General features: G+C 70.1%; 3 protein-coding genes. All 3 read left to right on the top strand.

Annotated elements, in window-relative coordinates; genetic code table 11:
* Positions 1-962 (top strand): sensor histidine kinase (locus FKP22_RS25715; RefSeq protein ID WP_141290621.1); only part of this gene is annotated, 962 nt, incomplete at its 5' end.
* Complete coding sequence (locus tag FKP22_RS25710) at positions 959-2,314, top strand: sigma-54-dependent transcriptional regulator (protein ID WP_141290618.1); 1,356 nt, start codon at positions 959-961, stop codon at positions 2,312-2,314. The genes FKP22_RS25715 and FKP22_RS25710, both read left to right, overlap by 4 nt.
* Positions 2,315-2,388: 74 nt before the next feature.
* The coding region (locus FKP22_RS25705; RefSeq protein WP_211361587.1) for a hypothetical protein at positions 2,389-3,041 on the top strand (653 nt) is incomplete at its 3' end.

The raw sequence follows: 3,041 nt of genomic DNA, 5'->3' as shown, positions 1-3,041 counted from the left end.
TCACCGACTTGCAAGTGGTGCGGCAGGACGCCGTGCGCGCCAGCTTCCTCGCGGCCGTCAGCGCCGGTTTCCTGCTGCTGCTGGGCGTGCTGGTCAACCAGCGCCGCCGCATCGTGCGCCAGAAGCTGATGGCCAACCGCGAGCTGGAGGAAAAGGTGCTGCTGCGCACCCAGGCGCTGAGCGACGCCAACCGCCAGCTGCGCAAGGAAGTGCGCGACCGCGAGCAGGCCGAGCGCACGCTGCGCAACGCGCAGGACGAGCTCGTGCACGCCGGCAAGATGGCCGCGCTGGGTCAGCTGGCCACCGGCATCACGCACGAGCTGACGCAGCCGCTCGGGGCCATCCGCACGCTGTCGGCCAACGCGGTCGAATTCATGCGCCGCGGCGAGCTGGAGACGGTGGGCAGCAACCTGGGCATCCTGGCCCGGCTGGCCGACCAGATGGGCGCCATCATCGAGCCGCTGAAGGGCTTCGCGCGCAAGTCGCAGGCCCGGCCAGCCCGCACCGACGTGGCGGTCGCGCTGGGCAACGCGCTGTTCCTCTACGACCAGCGGCTGCGCAAGGAATGCGTGCAGGTGCAGAACGCCATCGCGCCCGGCCAGGTCTTCGCCTGGTGCGACCCGAACCGGCTGGAACAGGTGCTGATCAACCTGATCGGCAATGCGCTGGATGCGATGCGCGATGCACCGGAACGTGTGCTGCGGCTGGCCGCGGGCGTGCAGGGCGAACAGGCCTGGGTCACCGTGCACGACAGCGGCAGCGGCCTGGCCGAGGCGGTCAAGGCACGGCTGTTCGAACCGTTTTTCAGCACCAAGGAAGCCGGCGTCGGCCTGGGCCTGGGGCTGGCCATTTCGCGCGACATTGCCCGCGAGGCCGGCGGCGAGCTGGAGGCGGACAATCACGCCGACGGCGGCGCCTGCTTCCGCCTGTCCCTGCCGTTGCCGCCTGACGATACCCCATGACCGCGCCCCTCACCGTTTTGCTGGTGGAAGACGACCTGCCGATGCAGCTGGGCTGCCAGCAGGCCCTGCAACTCGCGGGTTTGCGCGTCGAGGCAGTTGAATCGGTGGAAGCCGCGCTGCCGCGGCTGCAGCCCGGCTTCGAAGGCGTGGTCGTCACCGACATGCGGCTGCCCGGGGCCGATGGCCTGTCGCTGGTGCGCCGCTGCCGCGAGCTGGACGCCGACCTTCCGGTCATCATGATCACCGGCCATGGCGACGTGACACTGGCCGTCGAGGCCATGCGCAGCGGCGCCTACGACTTCATCCCGAAGCCGTTTTCGCCCGAGGTGCTGGTCGAAGTGGTGCGGCGGGCGCTGGAAAAACGTGCGCTGACGTTGGAGGTGCTTTCGCTGCGGCAAGCCTTGGCGCGCAAGGAAGGCGGGGTGGCCAAGCTGGTGGGCCGCTCGCCGCAGATGGCCGCGGTGCGGCAGCTGGTCTCGCGCGTCGCCGGCTCGGCGGTGGACGTGCTGGTCAAGGGCGAAACCGGCACCGGCAAGGAGCTGGTGGCGCAGGCGCTGCATGAGCTGTCCGGCCGGCAGAAGGCGCCGCTGGTGGCGCTGAACTGCGGCGGCCTGCCCGACAGCATCATCGACAGCGAGCTCTTCGGCCACGAGGCCGGCGCCTTCACCGGCGCAGCCAAGCGCCGCATCGGCAAGATCGAGCATGCCCACGGTGGCACGCTGTTCCTGGACGAGGTGGAGAGCATGCCGCTGGGCGTCCAGGTCAAGCTGCTGCGCGTTCTGCAGGACCGCGTGGTCGAGCGCCTGGGCTCGAACGAGCGCGTCTCGGTGGACTGCCGCGTGGTCGCCGCGACCAAGGATGACCTGCTTCAGCGTGCGAAACAGAACACCTTCCGCAGCGATCTCTATTACCGGCTCAACGTCGTCACCATCGAGCTGCCGCCGCTGCGCGAGCGCCGCGAGGACATCCCGCTGCTGCTCGAACATTTCCTGCTGCTGGCCGCCAGCCGCTACGGCCTGCCGCAGCCCGAGGTGAGCCCGGCGCAGTTGCGTGCCTTGATGGCGCATGACTGGCCCGGCAATGTGCGCGAACTGCGCAACGTGGCCGACTGCCTTGTGCTCGGCGTGCACAGCGAAGTGCTGGGCGGCGTGGCGGCCGACCAGCCCCAACCGCCGCAGAGCCTGTCTCTTGCCGAGACGGTGGAGGACTTCGAGCGCAGCCTCATTCGCGAGGCGCTGCAGCGCCAGGGCGGCCACATCGCCCGCACCGCCCAGGCGCTGCGCGTGCCCAAGACCACGCTGAACGACAAGATCCGCAAGTACGGGTTGAACAGCGAGCCGGCGGCCGAATGAGCCTGAGTCGGTTGAACCTGGCCTGGTCGGCGATGAGTCCATGGCGGCGGCGCAGTGGGATGGCGTGCGGCCTCATGGCCATCCTGCTGGGCTTGTGGGTGTTCCTGCCGCAACAGCCTGGCCTGCCGCCGCGCTGGCTGTGCCAGCTCTGCGCGGCCCTGGCCGCAGGCATCGCGATCCTGGCGCTGGTCTCGCCGGAACCGACTGGCAGGCGCTGGCACCTGGGCTGCGCCTTGCTGCTGCTCGTCACCGCGGTGGAATTGCACCTCAGCGGCTGGCTGCTGCTGCCAACCAAGCCGGGTGGGGCGGCACTCATGGCCTTGCTGCAGGGCCAGGCCCTGGCGGTGGCGAGCCTGCGCTGGGTGGCGGGTGTGCCGGGCTGGCCGTGGCTCTTTTGGTGGCTGCTGCTGCCCTTCATCGCCATCACGCTGATCGCGCAAAACGTGCAGCCCGTGCTGGGGCCCCGGATGCGCCGCGTCGCGGGCCTGGGCGCCTGGCTGGCGCTGTTGGCGCTGGGCCTGAGATTGGGGTACTTCTTTGTGCAGCCCGCCGGCCTGGCGCTGCCGGTCTGGGTGCTGGCCGCCATGCTGGTGATGGGTTTGCTGTTCGGCCTTGGCTCCTGGGGCTACGCTGCGCTGCCCATCCTGGCCGGTTCGGTGTTCGGTTTGCTCGGCCGTGTGCTGGACACCTGGCAGCTCGGCGCGCCGCTGCTGGCCGGCTGCACCGC

The organism is Ideonella azotifigens (assembly GCF_006519715.1).
GTDB lineage: Bacteria > Pseudomonadota > Gammaproteobacteria > Burkholderiales > Burkholderiaceae_C > Ideonella > Ideonella azotifigens.
This window is presented reverse-complemented; position numbering and strand designations above follow the sequence as displayed.

Coding starts and splice junctions, on each gene's coding strand:
- FKP22_RS25710 (WP_141290618.1), top strand. CDS start 959: ATGACCGCGCCCCTCACCGTTTTGCTGGTGGAAGACGACCTGCCGATG.